20 protein-coding genes are annotated in these 20,591 nt (G+C 58.4%); 8 read left to right on the top strand and 12 right to left on the bottom strand.

The window, feature by feature from the left end; genetic code table 11:
• Positions 1 to 7: 7 nt before the first annotated feature.
• Complete coding sequence (gene rsxA, locus VIL80_RS09010; protein WP_280322074.1) at positions 8 to 583, bottom strand: electron transport complex subunit RsxA; 576 nt, start codon at positions 581 to 583, stop codon at positions 8 to 10.
• A 464-nt stretch (positions 584 to 1,047) separates the two neighbouring features.
• Between rsxA and VIL80_RS09005 the strand changes: the two genes are divergently transcribed.
• A complete protein-coding gene (locus tag VIL80_RS09005) occupies positions 1,048 to 2,082 on the top strand; it encodes a hypothetical protein (protein WP_332035779.1) in 1,035 nt (344 codons plus the stop codon).
• A gap of 57 nt (positions 2,083 to 2,139) precedes the next feature.
• Complete coding sequence (gene yghU / locus VIL80_RS09000) at positions 2,140 to 3,015, top strand: glutathione-dependent disulfide-bond oxidoreductase (protein ID WP_332035778.1); 876 nt, start codon at positions 2,140 to 2,142, stop codon at positions 3,013 to 3,015.
• 40 nt (positions 3,016 to 3,055) lie between these two features.
• Here yghU and VIL80_RS08995 read toward each other — a convergent pair whose 3' ends face one another.
• Entirely contained in the window at positions 3,056 to 4,288 is a 1,233-nt protein-coding gene (locus VIL80_RS08995; RefSeq protein ID WP_332035777.1) for a GNAT family N-acetyltransferase, read from the bottom strand.
• Positions 4,289 to 4,566: 278 nt separating this feature from the next.
• Here VIL80_RS08995 and VIL80_RS08990 point away from each other — a divergent pair, with 278 nt between their 5' ends.
• Positions 4,567 to 5,769 carry an Aq_097 family APC-type transporter gene (locus VIL80_RS08990; protein WP_332035776.1) on the top strand — a complete coding sequence of 401 codons (1,203 nt, stop codon included), beginning with the start codon at positions 4,567 to 4,569 and terminating at the stop codon, positions 5,767 to 5,769.
• Between the two features lie 29 nt (positions 5,770 to 5,798).
• On the opposite strand, the gene VIL80_RS08985 is transcribed toward VIL80_RS08990, so the two are convergent.
• The 4 genes from VIL80_RS08985 to VIL80_RS08970 all read right to left on the bottom strand — a co-directional run bounded on the left by VIL80_RS08985 (position 5,799) and on the right by VIL80_RS08970 (position 9,915).
• Positions 5,799 to 6,686: an NAD-dependent protein deacetylase gene (locus tag VIL80_RS08985; RefSeq protein ID WP_332035775.1), complete on the bottom strand. Its 888-nt coding sequence runs from the start codon at positions 6,684 to 6,686 to the stop codon at positions 5,799 to 5,801.
• A gap of 125 nt (positions 6,687 to 6,811) precedes the next feature.
• Positions 6,812 to 7,261: a cyanase gene (gene cynS, locus VIL80_RS08980; RefSeq protein ID WP_332035774.1), complete on the bottom strand. Its 450-nt coding sequence runs from the start codon at positions 7,259 to 7,261 to the stop codon at positions 6,812 to 6,814.
• Positions 7,262 to 7,295: 34 nt separating this feature from the next.
• The gene (locus VIL80_RS08975; protein ID WP_332035773.1) at positions 7,296 to 9,026 is read right to left on the bottom strand and encodes a bifunctional protein-serine/threonine kinase/phosphatase; all 1,731 of its coding nucleotides are present in this window, start codon (positions 9,024 to 9,026) and stop codon (positions 7,296 to 7,298) included.
• Positions 9,027 to 9,066: 40 nt separating this feature from the next.
• Entirely contained in the window at positions 9,067 to 9,915 is an 849-nt protein-coding gene (locus VIL80_RS08970; protein WP_332035772.1) for a formate/nitrite transporter family protein, read from the bottom strand.
• 525 nt (positions 9,916 to 10,440) lie between these two features.
• On the opposite strand from VIL80_RS08970, the gene VIL80_RS08965 reads away from it, so the two are divergent.
• Positions 10,441 to 11,814, top strand: a complete 1,374-nt coding sequence (locus tag VIL80_RS08965) for a nitrate- and nitrite sensing domain-containing protein (RefSeq protein WP_332035771.1) — start codon at positions 10,441 to 10,443, stop codon at positions 11,812 to 11,814.
• Positions 11,815 to 11,829: 15 nt separating this feature from the next.
• On the opposite strand, the gene VIL80_RS08960 is transcribed toward VIL80_RS08965, so the two are convergent.
• The 5 genes from VIL80_RS08960 to metG all read right to left on the bottom strand — a co-directional run bounded on the left by VIL80_RS08960 (position 11,830) and on the right by metG (position 16,100).
• On the bottom strand, positions 11,830 to 12,054 hold the full coding sequence (locus VIL80_RS08960; RefSeq protein WP_332035770.1) for a hypothetical protein: 225 nt from the start codon (positions 12,052 to 12,054) through the stop codon (positions 11,830 to 11,832).
• Between the two features lie 16 nt (positions 12,055 to 12,070).
• Positions 12,071 to 12,562 carry a hypothetical protein gene (locus VIL80_RS08955; RefSeq protein WP_332035769.1) on the bottom strand — a complete coding sequence of 164 codons (492 nt, stop codon included), beginning with the start codon at positions 12,560 to 12,562 and terminating at the stop codon, positions 12,071 to 12,073.
• Between the two features lie 118 nt (positions 12,563 to 12,680).
• Entirely contained in the window at positions 12,681 to 12,977 is a 297-nt protein-coding gene (locus VIL80_RS08950) for an ElaB/YgaM/YqjD family protein (RefSeq protein WP_332035768.1), read from the bottom strand.
• 129 nt (positions 12,978 to 13,106) lie between these two features.
• Positions 13,107 to 14,039, bottom strand: coding sequence for a D-2-hydroxyacid dehydrogenase (locus VIL80_RS08945; protein WP_332035767.1), 933 nt, complete (start codon positions 14,037 to 14,039; stop codon positions 13,107 to 13,109).
• 18 nt (positions 14,040 to 14,057) lie between these two features.
• Positions 14,058 to 16,100 carry a methionine--tRNA ligase gene (metG, locus tag VIL80_RS08940; RefSeq protein ID WP_332035766.1) on the bottom strand — a complete coding sequence of 681 codons (2,043 nt, stop codon included), beginning with the start codon at positions 16,098 to 16,100 and terminating at the stop codon, positions 14,058 to 14,060.
• 253 nt (positions 16,101 to 16,353) lie between these two features.
• Here metG and apbC point away from each other — a divergent pair, with 253 nt between their 5' ends.
• From apbC to VIL80_RS08925, 3 genes are all read left to right on the top strand, one after another.
• A complete protein-coding gene (gene apbC, locus VIL80_RS08935; protein WP_332035765.1) occupies positions 16,354 to 17,541 on the top strand; it encodes an iron-sulfur cluster carrier protein ApbC in 1,188 nt (395 codons plus the stop codon).
• A gap of 156 nt (positions 17,542 to 17,697) precedes the next feature.
• The gene (locus VIL80_RS08930) at positions 17,698 to 18,090 is read left to right on the top strand and encodes a hypothetical protein (protein WP_332035764.1); all 393 of its coding nucleotides are present in this window, start codon (positions 17,698 to 17,700) and stop codon (positions 18,088 to 18,090) included.
• 484 nt (positions 18,091 to 18,574) lie between these two features.
• Positions 18,575 to 18,958, top strand: coding sequence for a hypothetical protein (locus VIL80_RS08925; RefSeq protein ID WP_332035763.1), 384 nt, complete (start codon positions 18,575 to 18,577; stop codon positions 18,956 to 18,958).
• 57 nt (positions 18,959 to 19,015) lie between these two features.
• On the opposite strand, the gene trhO is transcribed toward VIL80_RS08925, so the two are convergent.
• A complete protein-coding gene (trhO, locus tag VIL80_RS08920; protein ID WP_332035762.1) occupies positions 19,016 to 20,011 on the bottom strand; it encodes an oxygen-dependent tRNA uridine(34) hydroxylase TrhO in 996 nt (331 codons plus the stop codon).
• A 216-nt stretch (positions 20,012 to 20,227) separates the two neighbouring features.
• Between trhO and VIL80_RS08915 the strand changes: the two genes are divergently transcribed.
• Positions 20,228 to 20,494, top strand: a complete 267-nt coding sequence (locus tag VIL80_RS08915; protein WP_332035761.1) for an RNA-binding protein — start codon at positions 20,228 to 20,230, stop codon at positions 20,492 to 20,494.
• Positions 20,495 to 20,591: the final 97 nt, after the last annotated feature.

Below are 20,591 nucleotides of genomic sequence, written 5' to 3'. Positions count from 1 at the left end.
CCGCTCCTTATACCAGTCCGCTGAAGCCCATAAACGCCAGGGACATGAGCCCCGCCGTCATCATGCCGATGGCCGCGCCCTTGAACGGCTTGGGGACATCCGCCATCGCCAGCCGCTCGCGCATCGCGGAAAACAGGATCAGTACCAGGGAAAAACCCACCGCGGCGCCGAAGCCGTACAGGGTCGACTGCACGAAATTGTTTGCCTTCAGGGTGTTCTGCAGTGCCACACCCAGCACCGCACAGTTGGTGGTGATAAGAGGCAGGAAGACCCCGAGTACCCGGTACAGCAGTGGGCTGGTCTTCTCGATAAACATGCGCGCAAACTGCACCACCACCGCGATCACCAGAATGAAGGAAATGGTGCGCAGGTATTCCATGCCGAAGGGTTCGAGCAGGTAGGTATTCACCAGATAGGAACAGATGGCCGCCAGAGTCAGCACGAAGGTGGTGGCACCGGCCATGCCGATGGCCGTCTCCAGCTTGTTGGAAACCCCCATAAACGGGCACAGGCCGAGGAACTGCACCAGCACGTAGTTGTTCACCAGGATGGTGGAGAGCAGGATGACGGTGAATTCGGTCATAGACGTTCCGTTCGGGCCACCGCATTGGCCCTGGGTACTGAATTGGCGTAGTACAAAAATTGGGCACCTGTATATGCAAGACTAGCAAGTGGCCGAATTGGGGCCCTAGTCCGTGTTTGGCGACAGGCGGCGCATTGGTTGAAATTGGGCCGGTATTATGGGGGAGCGTCAGGGGGGCTTCAACAACGGGAGGCCGCGGCGACTTTGGAATTCTGCCTGGAAGGGGATGCATCGCCGCGCAGCTGTGAATAATGCTCGGGCGTGTCGTGGCTTAATTTGCAGCAAGCGGTTGTCGCAATGCGTTGATCCACTCAACATGCCACCTGCGTATTACGAGCTACAGCCTGGTGTCCCAAATCTCGCCTCGGTGTAGATAGTGAACGGTGTGCCATTCCCCGTTCATGGGTAAGATGGCAGCACAGGCAGAACTCTTCACTAACCGACGGTAATCACCGGGGGGTAGCATGGCGTTAAACCGCTGGTTAACAAGCCACAAAAATTATCGCTTTCAATTGCGCTGGGGACTGATGGGCTGCCTTGCGCTTGTGCTGGTGGCGATCATTAGCGGCCCCTACAGTGAACAAATTGATTTCCTGCCGGATGAAACCAGAGGCTGGTATTACTGGCAGTTGCCCGAGCCTTCTACCTGGGCGTTTATCACGGCATGGGCCGGCTATGCGGCCCACCAGCTGTTTCACTGGTGGATCATCTTCCGCGCGAGACAGCTGCACCACAAAGAAAACATGGGGTACACCGGTGGCCTGCACCCCATCAACCTATTGGCGCTGGTGGGCAATGCCTTTTTCATTGGCCTGCACATACTGCAGACCAAGCTGTTCTACGACGGCTTGGCGCAGACGGTGTCGGTGTGGTCTTCGCAGTTTTCTGTGATTTTCCTGCTGGTCGTCGTGCTGATCATGGAAAACCCGCGCCGGGGATTGTTTTTTGGCAAGCGGGTTCCAATCAAGCAGACCGTGGTCACCTGTCTCAAACGCTATCACGGCTACTACTTTTCCTGGGCGATTCTCTATACCTTCTGGTATCACCCGCTAGAGATGACCCTGGGACACCTGCTCGGCTTCTTTTACCTGTTTGCGTTATTACTGCAGGGCAGCCTGATGTTCACCCGCAGTCACCGCAACCGCTACTGGACCTTTTTCCTGGAAAGTTTTGTGTTAATTCACGGCGTGGTGGTCGCTTACCTGTCACCGGCGCAGGGCTGGTCCACTGTGGCGATGTTCTTCACCGGCTTCCTGAGCATGCTGGTGGTCACCCAGATTCACGGCCTGGGGTTGTCGCAGAGGGTGGTTGGCAGCATCATCACCGGGTATGCACTGGTATTACTCGGTCTTATCGGCAGCGGCGTGGTGAGCTGGCAGCAGCCACTGCGGATTCCATTCGGGGAGTATGGTCTGGTGCTGATAGTAAGTCTGCTTATCTGGGGTGTCCTGGCACTGATTGCCCGCGGTCGGACTCAGGTGCAGACAGAAACGGGCTAAGGACAATACAGGGATAGCGGCCGCGTCGCCGATAACTGTCAAAAGCGGAACTTTAGAATGTCTGACAAAACTTACGTACCACCAAAGGTCTGGAAATGGGACAGCGCTAATGGTGGACAGTTTGCGAATATCAACCGCCCCATTGCCGGCCCGACCCACGACAAGGCGCTGCCGGTGGGCAAGCACCCGATGCAGCTCTACTCGCTGGGTACGCCGAACGGTGTGAAAGTGACCATCATGCTCGAGGAGCTGTTGGCGCTCGGGCATACCGGGGCCGAGTACGACGCCCACCTGATCCGCATCACCGAGGGCGATCAGTTCAGCAGTGGTTTTGTCGATATCAACCCCAACTCCAAAATACCGGCGCTGGTGGACCACAGCACCACGCCACCGATCCGCGTGTTCGAATCCGGTTCCATTCTGTTGTACCTGGCAGAAAAATTCGGTGCTTTTCTCCCGCACACACCGGCCCAGCGCACCGAAACCCTGAACTGGCTGTTCTGGCAAATGGGTTCCGCACCCTTCCTCGGTGGCGGCTTCGGCCACTTCTATGCCTATGCGCCGGAGAAGTACGAATACCCCATTAACCGTTACGCGATGGAAGTCAAACGCCAGCTCGATGTCCTCGACCGTCAACTTGCGCAACATCCATATATTGCCGGCAACGAGTACTCCATTGCGGACATGGCGATCTGGCCCTGGTATGGCGCGCTGGTGATGAATCAGGCTTACGATGCCGCGGAATTTCTGGAAGCCCACAGCTACAACAACGTCAATCGCTGGGTAAATGAAATTGGTGAGCGTCCGGCAGTAATCCGTGGGCGTATGGTGAACCGAACCTGGGGCGAGCCGTCGGAGCAACTGCACGAACGGCACGATGCCAGTGATTTTGAATATCGTACGGAAGAAAAACTCTCCGAACCGAGGGAATAACTGATCGGAAGGTCGCCGCAGGCAGGCGTCAGCGTTGCAATTAATCCGCGGCCGGTTTGTTTTTGTTCAGGTGGTCAATAATAAACCGGCGAATTTTCTTGAGTCGCATCAGCAAGCCACTGGATTGAAGAAATCCCATGATGGAATGTGCAACGCTGTTCAATAGCTTGGCGATTCTTGCCTTGGGTGACGACCCATAGTAATTCATCGAGGCATCTTCCCGCCGGTAGGTGCCGTAGAGTTCTTTGTAGCTGTAATCGCCCTCACCATAGTCGATCCAGCGAATACCTTCCTCCTGTAGCCGCTCAATCACTCTGCGGAGCAAATAGGTGCCCGGTGCCAATCGGCTGTGTTTCGGCAGGTAGGAGGTGGCCAGCAGTGTAAAGGTGCCGTCCACGACTGGGCCTACTATATAGGCGATGGGTTCCCCTTCGGCTTCCAGCAGGTAGCCGCGGAAATTGCCATTTGCGGCATGGATTCTGAAGATACTGTTCCAGACCGGGTCGTCTTTCACCCCTACGCCGATACTCTGCTGATAGCCGGCAGCACCGATTTTGACGGCCACCTTTAAATATTCAGTGACCTTTTCCGGATCGCGAATTTCCCGTATTTCAACTGCACCTTTAAATGCTTCAACCAGCTTGCGGTCTTTACGGCGAAATCCGCTGCGTGTTTTTGCCGAGTTTGCGGCTATCGGTTTTCCATCGCGATCAGTGAGTTCAGTGAACCAGCGCGCTATTTTTACCGGAAATCCATCGCCGGGCTTGAGGAAGCCATTTTCGAATACTCGCCCGACTTCGCTATCCGGAGACAGGCGAAAAATAGAAATACAATCAAAATTTCCACTGACCAGTAGTTCTTGCAAATATTTTTTCTGCTGCAGGGCGGTGTCGCGGGTCAGTGCTTCAAGCCCACCCTCAGTAATATTCAAGGTGCGGAGCAGTGGCATCGGAACCTGCCAATTGCCGATCCTTACCACCGGGCGCCTGAAATCGAGGCGGCCCAGCAGTATTCCCTCCGGTGCCCCGAGCCTATTCCAGAAAGCCACGTAAGGCGTTTTTTCACCGGGCATCTCTGAGATAAACGGCAGAAAAAAATCGGCCTTTGCCGTGGCCACTCTGGCGGCACCTTTGTGGTCAGTGCGTTCCCAGGCATAAAGCAACTTCTTTGCCCCATCCCATGTAAGCTCGACGCTCAGGCTGAGTTCTGTCTTTGTCGGCGCAGGCGTTGATTGTTTTAGCTTAACTGGATGGTCCGAAGTATACGCTTCCATTAAGAATCCATTCGTCGGTTTTTGATTGCCTGGAGTCGGTTTTCAGGCGATGAGTTTTCTTCTAATGTAAATATTCCGTGGCGTGTTATTTTTTTGTCTAGGCAAATTTTTAATGAATTTTGGTGGAAAATTTATTCCGCGAGTAAATATGGCTGCCAAAATTTTAGGTATCCAAGGCGCTATATTTCAGTGCCCTGGGTCCACCTGTATCGCCATGGCGCCCGATGATGCGGAGATTTGGTGTCGCTAATACACTTCACTAAGGGAGGGGCCGGCGGGTGAATGTTCTGATTGTTGGCGTCGCATTGTTAATTGCAGCCTATCTGGCGTTTTCACCTCGTGTGGCACATTCCTCTGGCTGGAAGGCCACGGTAACACCACTGGCTTCCATCATGGGCAGCGGCTTTCTGGTCAGCGCGCCATTACTGGCGGGTATTGTCGGAAATTTTGCCGTCTTGTTTATGGCCGTGCTATTGGTCATTGCCTATGCGGTGGGCAGCGCCGTTCGCTTCAATATCCGCCACTTTGAGCCGGTTGAGCACCTCAGTGGTCCGGCACAGAAAGTCGCGCTCGCCTCCCGGGTGGTACTGGCCGGGGCCTATTTCATCTCCGTCACCTATTACCTGCAGTTGCTGGCAGAATTTCTGCTGCATGCCATGGGGATGAAAAGTGAATTACTGGCCAACGGCGTCACGACCATATTGCTGCTTGTCATTGGCAGCGTCGGCACCTGGCGCGGACTCAGTGAACTGGAGGCGCTGGAGAAATATGCGGTCAGCCTTAATCTGGGCATGATCGGCGCGCTGCTGGTGGCGCTGCTGGTGCATAACCTGCAACTTTTGCAGGGCGGTGATTGGGCATTGCCGAACGTCGATTCAGGCATCGGTTCCCATGACGTGCGTGTGCTGCTGGGGCTACTGATCGTGGTGCAGGGGTTTGAAACCTCTCGATACCTCGGTAGCGAACATTCGGCAGAGCAGCGGATTGCCACCATGCGTGTCGCACAGCTGCTGTCCGCGGGTATCTACCTGGTATTCATATCCCTGGCGACCGTGCTGTTTCACAAAAAGCTCGGGGCCGATGTGACCGCCATTATCGGCATGACGGCGCCGATTGCCGCAGTGTTACCGATACTGATATCCGTTGCCGCCATTGGCAGCCAGTTCAGCGCGTCCGTCGCCGACTCGGCGGGGGCTGGAGGGCTGATCGAAGATATTTCACGTCAGCGATTGCCCGAGCGTTACGCCTATGTGCTGATCATGGCGGTTACCGTATGCCTGACATGGCTTACCAGCGTGCAGGAAATCATCGCCTATGCCTCGCGCGCGTTCGCCCTGTTCTACGCCTTCCAGTGCGCGGTGGCTTGGCTGGTTGCCCGGCAAACGCAGGGCTTGCGGTGGCGGCGCTTGTATATGCTTTGCTTTACCGTGACCGGCCTGATCTGCCTCGCGGTATTTGTGCTGGGGCTGCCGGCGGAGTAACGCAAGGGCGCGTCTGGGGGGGAGCGAAGTTACAGTTGCTTCAGCACTGCGGCCAGGGTTTCACCGATACGCGCATTCAGCTTGAGATCGAGCAGGTCATCGGCGCGGGTGCGCCCCAGGTTCAGTGAGGCCAGCGGCTTGCTCCACTCTTTCGCATAGCGGCAAAAGCGGAATCCGGAGTAGACCATCAGGGACGATCCAACGACCAGCAGTGCGTCGCTATCGCGCACGGCTTGCAGCGATTGCTCGACACGTGCCTTTGGCACATTGTCGCCGAAGAACACCACATCGGGTTTCAGAATCCCCTGGCAATCCGGGCAGTCCGCGACCTGAAAACTACTGAAATCCACCTCGAGGTCTGCGTCCCCATCCGGCGCTGTCTCCGCCGTATAGTGGCGGAACGCGGGGTTCAGATCGTAGCTGCGATCGTGCACGGTTTGCCGCATAGCCCGGTAATCACAACACATGCAGCGGATCTCATCTGCGCGCCCATGCAGGTCGATGACCTGTTCGCTGCCCGCACGTTGATGCAGGCGATCCACGTTCTGGGTAATCAACAATTGGATATGTCCGCGGCGCTCCAGTTCTGCGAGATAAAAGTGCGCGGCATTCGGCGCCGAATTGCGGATCACCGGCCAGCCGATCAAAGCCCGCCCCCAGTAGCGCTGGCGCGTGGCAGCACTCGCCATGAAATCCCGGTGATCCACTGGCGGCTTGCGCTTCCACTGGCCGTTGCGGTCGCGGTAATCGGGAATTCCGGAATCGGTACTCACACCGGCGCCGGTCAGCACCGTCAGGCGCGGGTGACGGTGAATAAATTCCGCCAGCTGCTCCGCTGCTTTCTCTGTGGATAACTCCGTTTCGACAATGACGTTTTCTTCTGGACGGGCAGAGGAGGACGGCGTGCTAAGACTCATGGTTCGGGCCGATTCAGGGCAAATATCAGGATCGGTATTGTAGCGAGTCTGGCGCAGGGGCGTTGCATCGGTGTTGCATAGGGGGTGAGCCGGCGGCACGCCGGCCGCCAGCGCGGGGGCTATCGTCAGTAGGTTTTATACGGCAGGAATTTGCCGGACATCACCATATTCACCCGATCGCCCTTGGGATCTTCCTCCCGCTGGATATCCATGGAAAAGTCGATGGCGCTCATGATGCCATCGCCGAACTCTTCGTGGATCAGCTCCTTGATTGTGGTCCCGTACACATTCACCAACTCGTACAGACGATAAATCAGCGGGTCGGTGGGTACCGCAGTGGGAAGGGAGCCCTTGTAGGGAGCAATCTGCAGCCAGGCGATGGCCTCGTCGCTGAGGTCGAACAGCTCCCCCACCACCGCGGCCTGCTGTTTGGTAAACGTCATCTGCCCCAGGCAGGCGGCGGTAGTCCACTCCTTCGACAGACCGATGGCCTCGGCCACCTGGGACCATTTCAGATCCTTCTGCACCTTGGCGACAAGAATCATATCGGTGACTTGCTGGCGGTTACTGATCATGGATTTTCTCCTTGCATGTTTTACTGGTCAGGTTTCAGGTGGTGCTGGTTATCAGGCTCAACAGATAAAAAATAACCAGCAGCAGAATGCCACTCACCGATTGCCAAAAACGCACCGGGTAGCGCTCCATCAACGGCGGGCGGGTGGCATTGCGATACTCGGGGTTTGGGTGGCGTAGCTCGTAGACAAATTCCGACAGTGCCTCGTGGCGGCGCAGCGGATTTGGTTGCAGCGCTTTTTTTAGGGTGGCGTCGATCCACGCGGGAATCGCGCGGGATTCGCTCAGCACACTGCGGTAGCGCAGTTTGTGTTGCGCGGCTACGGTAGTGCAGCGCGCTACTCGGGGGCCGTAAGGGAACTCACCAGACAGCAGGTGATAGGTGAGTACCGCGAGCGAAAAAAGGTCCGAGCGCGGCGTGCCGGAATCACCGAGAAAATATTCCGGTGCGCTGTACAGGGCGGTGCCGAGAATCAGCTGGCCATTGTCGTCGGCAGTTTCCGCGATGCCGGCAACCCTGGCCGATCCGAGGTCAATCAGGGTGACGGTACCGGCGCGGCTGATCATGATATTTTCCGGGCGCAGGTCCTGATGCAGGATTTCCGCCCGGTGCAGGGCCTGCAGGCCGCGCGCTATCTGTTCGACAATAGTGCGCACGGTTTCCAGGCTGGGATGGGGGTGGTCGTTCATCCACTGCCGCAGCGTCTGCCCCTGCACCACTTCCATCGCGGTGTAGAGAAATCGGCGCGGTCGCTGGCTGGCAGCCGCGCGTACCACATGGGCACTGTTGACGCGCCGCGCCACCCACTCCTCCATCAATAGCCGTTGCAGATAGGCGGGATCCTCGGAGAGATCGATGGAAGGGGTTTTAAGAATGGCACGGCTGCCACTGTTCTGGTCGCTGGCGAGATATACGTGGCTGCGGCTGCTCGCGTAAATCTCGCGCTCGATGATATAGCCGTCGATCACGTCGCCGCTTTTCAGGAGGGGAGGCAGCGGCAGGGTGCCCGCCTGCTCCAGCGTTTCCAGCGCCGGCTCCGGCAAACTCCTGATTTGCACCAGCTGCACCGTGAGATTGTCGTTACTGCCATTGGCCAGTGCCGCCGCTACCAGGGTTTTGGCCGCCTTTTCGAGACAGTCTTCGCGCTGTTGCAGATGTTCGATCAGCGTCTGTTGCGACAGGAATTCGTGCACCCCGTCGGTGCTAAGGATAAACAGGTCGCCAGCTTCCAGGGAAACCCGGCGGTAGTCCATGTCCAGTTGTGCCTTCGCCCCCAGTGCGCGGCTCAGGTAGCTGTTGTGTTCTCCCTGCCACTGGCGGTGGTCGTGGGTGAGCTGTTCCAGTGTGCCGCGGCGCAAACGGTGGATACGCGAATCGCCCAGGTGAAACAGGTGCGCCTCGGTGCCCTTGATGATCACCGCACTGAAGGTGCAGACGTAGCCCTTGTCCCTGTCAAAGCGGTAGGGACTCTGGCGCGTCTGGCCATAGAGCCAGGCATTGGTGGCCCTGAGGACCTGTTCCGCGGCATGCGCTACGCTCCAGCTGTCGGAGGTGCAGTAGTAGTCCTCGAGAAAACTCTTCACCGCGGTTTCACTGGCAACGGCGCTCACCGGGCTTGAACTGATGCCATCGGCAATCGCAAACGCGGCGCCCTTCATCGCGAGTTGCGGTTCGCCCGGCAGGCGTGCGCCGCAGCTGTCCTGGTTTTCCGCCTTGAGCCCGGCACTGCTGTGCTGACCGATGTCCAGCGAGAGAGTGTTATTCATAGAAAAAATCAGCCCCGCGCTGCGGGGCTTTAGCACGTTATCAGGCCAGTGCTTCTTTGCCTGCGCTATCGCGCGCGGCCGTCAGCTGGCGCTTGGGCGCCGTTTTGTAGTGGGTGCTGTAGAGGGTGAGGCCCGTGAACGCGAGACCGCCGACCAGGTTGCCGAGGGCGGTGGGAATTTCATTCCAGATCAGGTAGTCCATCACGGAGAAGTCGCCGCCCATCATGATCGCGGTGGGGAACAGGAACATGTTCACCACCGAGTGCTCGAAGGCCATAAAAAAGAACAGCATGATCGGCATCCACATGGCGATGACCTTGCCACTCACATGGGTGGAAATCATCGCGCCGACTACCCCCATGGATACCATCCAGTTACACAGCATTCCGCGCAGGAAAATGGTGAGCCAGCCTGCAGCGCCGTACTCGGCATAACCCAGGGTGCGTGCTTCGCCCACGGCAGCGAGCTTGGTACCCACCGCGCCCGGATCGGTGTTGAAGCCCATGGTAAAGACGAAAGCCATCATCACCGCCACGGTGAGTGCGCCGGCAAAGTTGCCGACAAACACCAGGCCCCAGTTGCGCAGCACACCCTGTACGGTAACGCCAGGGCGCTTGTCGAGCAGTGCCAGCGGGGCGAGTACGAATACGCCGGTCAGCAGGTCGAAGCCCATCAGGTAGAGCATGCAGAAGCCCACCGGGAACAGGATGGAACCGATCAGGTGTGAGCCGGTAGCCACCGCCACGGTAACCGCAAACACCGCGGCCAGTGCCAGGATGGCGCCGGCCATATATGCGCGCACCAGGGTGTCGCGGGTGGACATATAGATTTTGGATTCCCCGGCGTCGACCATTTTGGTCACGAATTCTGCTGGAACGAGATAAGCCATAGTGATCACCTTTGATGATGTTCGAGGATCGGGTATCCATCTGTGCTGAATCGACCCTGTGGCGTCCTGCTGCCACTGCACACGGGTAAATCCTGGGCACAAAAAAAGCGCCCACACAGACCGGTCGCTGCCGGAAAGTGATGGACGCCTTTATCCAGAGTGTTCTGATTGTGGTGGGCATATCGCCCGGTAAGATCTGCGCCTGCTCTGTAGCGACTGCGCGGTATCTGTACCTGAAAAACCAAAAGCAAGCTCGGTGCCAACTTTTTCACCCGCGGCGTTTTTTACCTCGCGGAAAGTGTGCGGCCCTGTACAAAAACCGGGTAAAACAAGCCTGTGGACTGGCCTGTGCATAATGGACCTGCCGGGGCCGCAAGCGCGTTTGCGTCGAACTGGTGCAATCTTGCCGGTCCGCGCCCGATTGGTGCGGAATGTGAGGAGGCGGGGTTTTTCCCGCGTGTGCGTTTGCGAGTGGAATATTTATTGCTGGACCAGTGGGTAACCTTGTTATGCGGAAGCGCAGCCATGCCCGGATCCAGCTCCATACACAGCGATGATGCAGAAAAATTCCTGCTGGCCGCCAAGCGCGCCGAAATCCAGGCGCTGGAGCGGCTCGTCGGCAGCTGCGAGCTGGTGACGACGGTTTCCGACCTGGTACACCAGCTGCAGCGGGAGCGGGGAATCAGCAACATTTACCTGGTCTCTGCCGGCTTCCGCTTTTCCGCACAGCGCCAGGAGCAGATCCAGCATGGCCGCGACAGCGAGGAGGTCTTCCGCCGCCTGCTGCACAACCGCTACCTGCGCTCCGGTCGGGATGAAAGCCCGCGGGATATGCGTCTGCTGAACAGTATCGCCTACTCACTGCACGGGCTGGATGAACTCGCCAACCTTCGCTGCCACGTCGACGCATTCGAAGTGAGTGCTCTCGAATCCACCGATGCCTACTGCCGACTGATTGCCGGATTGCTGTCGGTGGTGTTCGAAGCGGCGGACGTGGCGGACGATCCGGAGGTGACGCGGCTGCTGGTGGCCCTGTTCAACTTTATGCAGGCCAAGGAATTTGCCGGACAGGAGCGCGCCTGGGGCGCGATTGGCTTTGCCGGCTGCCGCTTTGACAAAAAACTGCACGGGCGCCTGGCACAGTTGCAGGATTGCCAGCGCGGCAGTTTGGAATTATTTGTGGAATTTGCCGGTGAAACGGAGCAGGCGCGCTGGCAATCGATTGAGGACAGCGAGGCATCCCGCGACTTGCAGCGCCTGCGCCAGATCATTGCCGGGCTGAAGGAGGGCGAACCGATTGCGGCAGAAATCAGTGAGGTGTGGTACGACCTCGCCACCGCGCGCATCGACGCCATGCACGGACTCGAAGATGCCATGGCGGCGCGTCTGCTGCGGGTGAGCCGCAAACGGGTGGCGGAAGCGCAGTCGGAATTGGGGCATCACTACGCGCAGTTACAGCGGATGAAATCTAGCGAGTGGACGCGCCCGCCGGCGCTGGCGGTGCTGTTTGATCCGGAAGTTCCCGGACTGTACGGCAGTGCGCCGAGTACCGCGGTGCCGCCGCTGCCGGGGAAAAACCTGGCCCACTCCCTGTACGACCTGATTCGCTCCCAGGTGGCACATATTCACCGGGTGAGTGAGGAGCTGGAGAAAACTCGCCGCGCCCTGACCGAACGCAAACTGGTGGAGCGGGCCAAGGGGATTCTAATGCGCAGCCTGCGAATGAGCGAAGAGGAAGCCTACCGCAGCATGCAGACCCGCGCGATGGAGATGAATCTGAAGCTCGTCGACGTCGCGGAAAAAATCCTGCAGATTGGCTGCCGCGACGGCAGCGAGGGTGGCGGGATTGCCGGCAGTGTACAAGCAGCGGCGCAAACGCTGCCTGAAGAAACCGGCTAGTGCCGGGCCCTACTGTCACCCCGGCGCATTGTGGCTCGCGCCCTGGCTGAAAGCCTGGTAAGTCAGATACCAGTTCATCAGGGTTCTCGGAGCGGGGGTATTAAAGAATTTCTGCAGAATAAACCCGCTCGCAAACGCCACGCCCATTGCCAGCGGCAGTGGGATTCTCTGCACCTGGGTTACCGCCTGCACTCTCTGCTGTTGCATCAGCGCCAGGGCACAGCGCCGCTGCCGTGCCATTTCAAATCCGTAACTTTCAATCTGCCTGTTTAAAGAGCGCAGTGACATCGTCGATCGCCTCTTTTGCCTGTTTACGGGTTTCCTCAAAGCCCAGCAGCCGGCGCAGCCGGTGGGCAGAAATCAGCATGGTGGCGACAATCAGCAGCTGCGCCAGCAGGAAAATGCCGAAGCCGATATACACGGATTGAAAGAAGTAATAGCCGAGCAGACCCAGCCCCGCGCACAGGCTCACCACCAGGGCAATGGCGAGGAAAAATACCAGCACCAGCAGTGCGACAATACGCTTGCCGGCAGCGAGAGTACGCTGGAATTCCAGATGTACCAAGCGGGTGAGGTTTTCCGTCCACGCTGCGGCCAGCGTCATGGTGGCTTCCGCGCGCTCCATCAGCGCGGCGACATCGGCGTGCAATCCCTCTTCAGCCGGCGCGGAAGAAAATCGAGCGTCGTCCGCAGATTTCTCGGCAAATTTCTCGGAGTGGTGTTTGCGGGCGTTGTCTGAACCGGCCATCAGTTGGACCCCAGTGAATGCCAGAGAATTCTGCAGCGATTCGGGAAATGTAAGATGCGCACGGGAAATTGGCAGGACTTATTAAAAGCCCCACCGCTACTAACCTGCGTTGCAAAACTTACTTGAGAATCTTGGCGATCAGCCATCCGGCGGCAAAGGCACAGCCGACACTGACCAGGGGGTGTGCCTTGATGGAATTTTCTGCCCGTTCGGCAACATCCTGTGCACGCTGTTTGCCCTTTTCCATGGATTCGCGAGTGCGTGTTTTCACCTGATCCGCGGTTTCGCGGGCACGGGTTTTGACATGTGCGGCGGTATCGTGGGCGGCTTCGCCGGCCAGGTTATAGGCCTGATGTAACTTTTCCCGACCGGAATGGATGCTAGATTCGCTGTTGGGAGATTTTGCGCTTGCCATGATGCCCTCCTCGGAAATTTCAAGGTGAGCTAAAAGGGTAGGGTCACAGGTCGGGAATTTGGCTTTTTTTTGCGCGTCCGGTGAAATCGTTGCCAGCGCGTTCGTGGATAGAATGTTCAGGAATTTAAATCAGGGCTGTAACCAACCCTGAATATTGTTGACCACGCCGTCTAATAGACGCTGGCGACTCTCGCGGCTGATCCAGGCGTTGTGGGGCGTAATGATCAGGTTGGGAATATCGCTTTCCAGCAGCGGGTGATTTGCAGGTGGCGGTTCAACGCTGAGGACGTCCAGGGCGGCCCCGGCAATCACGCCATTCCTCAAGGCCTCTGCCAGCGCAGTTTCATCTACCAACCCACCGCGGGCAGTGTTGATCAGGAACGCAGAGTCTTTCATGGCGGCGAGAAATTCGCGGTTTACCATTTGCTTGTTCTGCTCGGTGAGCGGGCAGTGCAGGCTGATGACGTCTGACTCGGCGACCAGCTGTTCCACTGAAACTCGTCCCGGCTTCTGCTCGCCCGTTGCGGACTGTGCGACGAGCACACGCATACCCAGCGCTTCACCGAGCTGTGCCACCTTCTGGCCGAGATCACCGTAACCGATGATCCCCAGGGTTTTCCCCGCAAGTTCCATCACCGGGTAATCCAGCCGGCAGAAAATTGGTGACTGGCTCCAGCGGCCGTTTTTCACGTCGTCAGCGTACTGATGCCAGCGGGTGGCCAGCGCCAGCAGCAGGGCGATGGTGTGCTGGGCGAGGGAGCTGCCGGTGTAACCGGTGACGTTTTTTACCGGAATGTTTTTTTCTGCCGCGGCGCCCAGGTCGATATTGTTGGTGCCAGTGGCGCAGACGCAGATGAGCTTTAGGCTGGGGGCGCTTTCGATCAGCGCGCGGTCGAGCACCACCTTGTTGGTGATGACCACATCGGCGCTGGCGATACGCGCTGCCGTTTCATCAGGCGATGTGGTGGCAAAAAAATCCCAGTGCTCCAGGGCGTTTTCCAGCGCGGAAGTATCCAGCTCTTCCGGTTTCATGGTGAGCGTATCGAGAAATACTCCGCGCATGGTTCAGGTCCTATCCGCTTACATTACCCGCATGCCCGGCTGGGCACCGGCGTGGGGTTCCAGAATCCACAGGTCCTTGCCGCCGGGGCCGGCCGCCAGCACCATGCCTTCGCTCACCCCGAAGCGCATCTTGCGTGGCGCCAGGTTGGCGACCATCACGGTGTGCTTGCCGATCAGGTCTTCCGGCTTGTACGCGCTCTTGATCCCGGAGAATACCTGGCGGGTTTCACCGCCCAGGTCCAGGGTCAGTTTCAGCAGTTTGCCGGCACCTTCCACGTGTTCCGCATTGGCGATCAGCGCGATGCGCAGGTCAATCTTGGCGAAATCGTCGAACTGGATTTCGGCGGCGATGGGATCGTCCGCCAGAGGGCCTGAGGCTGCCGGTTTGGTTTCCGCCTGCAGTTGTGCCAGGGATTCCTTCGCCGCTTCCTGCATCGCTTCTACCTGCTCTTTTTCCACCCGCTGCATCAGCGGTTTGAAGGCGTTGATGGTGTGGCCGGAGAGGGGAGCGGTAGCGCTGTTCCATTCCAGTTTCACACCGAGGAACTCCTCGGCCTTCAGTGCGGTTTCCGGCAGTACCGGCGCCAGCCAGGTAATCAGGGCGCGGAACATGTTGACGCCCTGGGAACAGATCGCCAGCACTTCCGCTTCGCTGCCCTCCTGTTTTGCCAGCGACCAGGGCGCCTTGTCGGCAATCCAGGCGTTGGCGGCGTCGGCCAGTGCCATGATTTCGCGGATGGCGCGGCTGTATTCGCGGGTTTCGAAGTACTCGGTAATGCGCGGGGCCGCTTCCACAAACTGGTTCCACAGCGCCTCGTCGGCAATTTCTGCGGCCAGGGTACCGCCGGACTTGCTCACGAACTTGGCGGTGCGCGAGGCGATGTTCACCACCTTGCCCACCAGGTCCGAATTCACCTTGGCGATGAAATCCTCGAGGTTCAGGTCGAGGTCGTCGACGCCGGCAGTAAGCTTGGCGGCGAAGTAGTAGCGCAGGTACTCCGGGTTCAGGTGGTCCAGGTAATTGCGCGCGTTGATGAAGGTGCCGCGGGACTTGGACATCTTCTTGCCGTTGACGGTCAGGAAGCCGTGTACACACACCTTGGTGGGGGTGCGGAACTGCGCGGAGTGCAACATCGCCGGCCAGAACAGGGCGTGGAAGTTGACGATGTCCTTGCCGATAAAGTGGTACACCTCGGCGCTGCTGTCTTTTTTCCAGAACTCCAGCCAGTCGAGGCCCTTGGCATCACAGTAATTTTTCAGGCTGGCCATGTAGCCGATAGGCGCGTCCAGCCATACGTAGAAGTACTTGCCCGGCGCGTCGGGAATCTCGAAACCGAAATAGGGCGCATCGCGGGAGATATCCCACTCCTGCAGGCCCTCGTCCAGCCATTCGGCCAGCTTGTTGGCCATTTCGGTCTGCAGGTGTCCCGCGCGGGTCCACTCTTTCAGGAAGTCGTTGAACGCTGGCAGGGTAAAGAAGAAGTGCTCGGACTCCTTTTCCACCGGGGTGGCGCCGGAAATGGCGGATACCGGGTTGATCAGCTCTGTCGGGCTGTAGGTGGCACCGCAGACTTCACAGTTGTCGCCGTACTGGTCCTCGGCCTTACATTTCGGGCAGGTACCCTTGATGTAGCGGTCCGCCAGGAACAGTTCTTTTTCCGGATCATAGGCCTGGGTGATGGTGCGCGAGGCGATATGGCCATTCTCCCGCAGGCGCTTGTAGATCATCGCCGACAGTTCGCGGTTCTCATCCGAGTGGGTGGAGTGGTAGTTATCCACACTGATCAGGAAGCCGCCGAAGTCGCGCTCGTGCTCCGCCTGCATGTTGGCAATGTGCTGTTCCGGGGTAAGGCCCAGTTGCTCGGCCTTCAGCATGATGGCGGTGCCGTGGGCATCGTCGGCGCACATGTACAGGCACTGGTTGCCGCGGGCGCGCTGGAAGCGGGCCCAGATATCGGTCTGGATGTACTCGAGAATGTGACCCAGGTGCAGGGAGCCGTTGGCATAGGGCAGGGCACTGGTGACGAGGATGTTTCTGGGCTGATGGTCGGTCTGAGACATCTTGGCTTCCAAAGGCTGCGAGACTATTTCGTGTAATGGTCGGTGGAATGGATTTGCGCGGCGGCTACGGGCCTTACCTGAACAAGAGGAGGGAACCGCCGGAAAAGAGCGCGGAATATAGCAGAAATGGGCCCTGCAAGGCACCCGTGCCGCGGTGAACTAGGCTAGTAGTTGTCCGGGGACTGGCCTTGTATTCACTCCGGGCCTTGCCCAAAATGCCGGCCCGAAACAGAGCGCCAGTGAGGACAGCAGCGTGACCGATCATCACCACCATTGCGATGACCATGAGCACGATCATGGACATGATCATGACCACGAGGACATCCCCGAGGACGTGCAGGCCCAGCTTGAGGGTATTGCCGAAGTCATCGGCGCGCTGGAAGACCCGGCCACCGGCCTGCCGCTGGATGCACTGGATGCAGATATCGAGGTGGGGTACGAGGATGGCACCGTCTATACCGGCGTAATTCTCGGGTACCCGTGCGCGAGCGAGCAGGAGGCCTGGGCACAGCGCGTGCGTGCCGCCTGCGCACCGCTGCTGGCGGAGGGCGCACTGGCTGGATCTGCACTGCAATTTGATCTGTTCTTCGATGTGGGGCGTACAGACGCCGGTGAGGTGCCGGAGTCACTTAAAGCGGTAAAAAACATTATCGCGGTGGCCTCGGGCAAGGGCGGTGTGGGCAAATCCACCACCGCCGTGAACCTGGCGCTGGCGCTGGCCGCCGAGGGTGCCTCCGTGGGCTTGCTGGATGCGGATATCTACGGTCCAAGCCTACCCACCATGCTCGGTACCGAAGGCGTGCGCCCGCAGGTGAAGGGGGGCAAGTTCTTCGTGCCGGTGCCGGCACTTGGGCTCAAGACCATGTCTCTCGGCTATCTGCTGACGGAAGACACCCCGGCGGTGTGGCGCGGTCCGATGGCGAGCGGTGCCCTGAACCAGATGCTGACCCAGACCCTGTGGGCGGAAGATGAGGACGAGCTGGACTATCTGATCGTAGATATGCCCCCGGGCACTGGCGATATCCAGCTCACCCTGTCGCAGAAGGTGGCGCTGGCGGGCGCGGTGATTGTCACTACCCCGCAGGATCTGGCGCTGGTGGATGCCATCAAGGGCGTGGAGATGTTCCGCAAGGTATCGGTGCCGGTACTGGGTATTGTGGAAAATATGGCGCTGCACACCTGTTCCAACTGCGGCCATCAGGAACCGGTATTTGGCGCCGGTGGCGGCGAGAAAATGGCTGCGGACTATGACACCCGCCTGCTCGGCCGACTGCCCCTGGCCATGTCCATCCGCCAGCAGGCCGACGGCGGTACGCCCACGGTGGCGGCGGAACCCGAAGGCGAAGTGGCCGCGCTCTACCGGGAAATTGCCCGCAAGGCGGCGGCGCAGGTATGGCTGGCGGCCGGAGAGGACACGCTGCCGGAAATTGAAATGGAGTAAGCCCGGATCTTGTGATCAGTGTGTTGGTTGTGTTCGCTTTTGGTGCGTACAATGTCCAGCGGATTTCACCAGAACTGATCCGATCAGGTTGAGCAACGGAGCTCTCGTCGGCAAGGCGTCGTGCGGCTCGGTTAATCGCTGCGCAGGAGGCGGAGCTTGAGTTTTCAAATTCGTTTCAACCCCGATACCCGCATTGTCAACGCGGTCTTTTTTGATCGCGTCGATTTTGCGGAAAAACTGGCTTCCGCGCGGCAGATAGCGGAGAAATTTGGCCATCTGCACCCGCTGCGCCTGCTGGTGGACGTGCGTCGGGCGGAGATTGTGCTGACGATCAGCGAGCGCCAGCAATTCGGTTCCTTTGCCGCCCATCTGCCCGGTCTTCGCCACGGCCGTGTTGCCGTGCTGCATGCCCCCAACTTCAATGCGAACATCGTCATCGATAGCACCGCCCAGTCCGAAGGCATGGATGTGCGGGAGTTTGTCACCGAACAGGCTGCCAACGCGTGGCTGGTGGCGGATACTGAAAGCGCTGGTCGCGATCCCGTTTAGTTTCCACTGCTGCTGCACTACGTATCCCTCTATCTATTTTTCTTTGAATTCTCGTTTTTTCCGGCGCGCTCTGTCGGTTCCCACGTAATACCCGCCATAGCCTCCCTGCGTATCTGCAATTGGTACTAGTGCACCACGTGGGTTGGTGGTTCGCCAGATAGCGAAAGCCGGAGTAAGGGGGGGAAGCAAAGAGAATGTATTTTTCGGCTGCAATCCAATCGGGCCTCAAAATTGCATTCTCTGGCATGCCATTGTTGCCAGGAGGCGATCCTGGATCTGGAAAAAATCCTTTTTCAAATTTAAAAAATGAGAATTTTTTTCCATATTTTGGTTTGGGTGAGTTTATTTGAGATTAATCGAGTTAGATTTTTGACCGTTGTGTCTAGACTGCAACGGTTGTCGCAGATTTGGTGGGGCGGACCTTGTGGCGCGAATCCGGATACGACAGGGACGTGGTATTAAGTGGTTTGGAGTAGTCGCAGTAATGAGTTTTAGGATCCGATACGACAGTCAGCAGCGGGTGGTCAAGGTGCTTTTATATGGAGAGGCCACTTATGAAAATCGCATGGAAGCGCTGCATCAACTGGTGGCGAAATACGGTCACCTGAAGCCTCTGCGGGTGATGGCGGATGTGCGTCGGGTGGTGAAGATGTCCATGACTCTGGAGGAGCAGCAGCGCTACGGTGTCTATCTGGGGCAACTGCCGGCGATGGCTGGGGCGCGCTTTGCCATGCTCAATCGCAAGGAGCTGAATACCACGGCGGTAATGCGCACCACGGCGCGCGAAAACGGCCTGGAACTTTTTTCATTCCTCACCGAAGCGGAAGCCATGAAGTGGTTAACGAGCTCCGCGGAGGTACCCTGTTAGGGGTACCTCATTTTCAAACGGGGGCGGTAGAAAGGGACTCTGAATAGCCGGGAGTAATCAGGCGCGGCGCGCCTGTTCGGCTTGCTGCTTGCGCAACGCCTGCTTGTGCTGGCGACGGGACTCGGTGAAGGCCTTGGCATCGTGACCCAGATGGTCTTCACCGCGGGACTTGGCCAATTGGATCTGCTTTTCCCGCTCGCGGAAACGCGCCTTGTCGGCGTCGGATACCGCCTCAAAACAGTGGGGGCAGCTGACACCCTGCTCGAACTGCGGGGACTGCACTTCCTCTTCGGTCACCGGCATACGGCAGGCATTGCACTGCTGGTAGCTGCCGCGCTCCAGATCGTGGTTGACGGTCACGCGATCGTCGAACACGAAGCACTCGCCCTTCCAAAGGGTTTCATCCTTGGGCACTTCTTCCAGATATTTCAGGATGCCACCCTGCAGGTGGTAGACCTCGTCAAAGCCCTGCTCTTTCAGGTAGGCGGTGGATTTCTCACAGCGGATGCCGCCGGTGCAGAACATGGCCACTTTTTTGTGCTTCTGCGGGTCCAGGTGATCTTTCACATACTGGGGGAACTCGCGGAAACTGGTGGTGTTCGGATTGACCGCATGCTCGAAGGTGCCGACCTGGTATTCGTAGTCGTTGCGGGTGTCGATGAGCAGGACTTCCGGGTCGGAAATCAGCGCGTTCCAGTCCTGTGGTTTCACGTAAGTGCCCACGGTACGGCGGGGGTCGATACCTTCCACGCCCATGGTGACGATTTCACGCTTCAGCTTTACCTTGCTGCGCAGGAACGGCATCTCGGCGGTGAAAGACTCTTTGTAGTCCAGCTCGGCCAGGCGCGGGTCGGATTTGAGGTAGGCGAGCAGGGCGTCGATCGCGGCGCGGCTGCCGGCTACGGTGCCGTTGATACCTTCGCGCGCCAGCAGCAGGGTGCCGCGCACTTCATTGTCGAGCATTACCTGGAGCAGGGGTTCGCGCAGGGATTCGAAATCGTCGAGGCTGACAAACTTGTACAGCGCACAGACCACGGTTGTGGAGTGGGTCATAAGTAGGTCCTTTTGCAGGCCGGAGCGTAAATCCGGGGCATTGGATTAAACACGGGTAAAAATCGCCGCGCATTTTAACAAAATTTGCCTAAGCTGGCGTACACTTTTTCCGCAGTGAAGGGCGGACCTTGACCGGAGGTTCATAAGTTGTCAGATTGGCCGCCATTTTCCTCTTTCCTCCAAATCCAGCGAGCAATTGCCAGCGAGGTTCCCCCCATGGCCGACGACTTCACTCCCCAGGACTCTCCCCTGAGCCGCGCCTACAGCGATGGCAATCACACCGTCAATATCGACATCTACGAGGATGGCGACGGCGGCTGGTTGCTGGAAATTGTGGACGAACACAACAACACCACCGTGTGGGAGGACGCTTTCGAAACCGATGAGGATGCGCTGCAGGAGGCGCTGGATGCGCTGAAAGAAGAGGGGGTAGGCGCCTTTATCGGCCCCGCGGAGTCCAGTGGCGGCTGGGAAGCGCCCTGATTCTGTCGTTGTTATTGCCTCGGCTTGATGCAAGTCAAATGATGCCCCGGTCATTGCATTAGTGTGCGTGACTGGCAGCCACAAGTGCGATTACAAA

The organism is Microbulbifer sp. (assembly GCF_036563125.1).
Classification (GTDB): domain Bacteria; phylum Pseudomonadota; class Gammaproteobacteria; order Pseudomonadales; family Cellvibrionaceae; genus Microbulbifer.
Note: the sequence above shows the minus strand (reverse complement) of the source record. Positions and strands in the feature narration are given on the sequence as shown.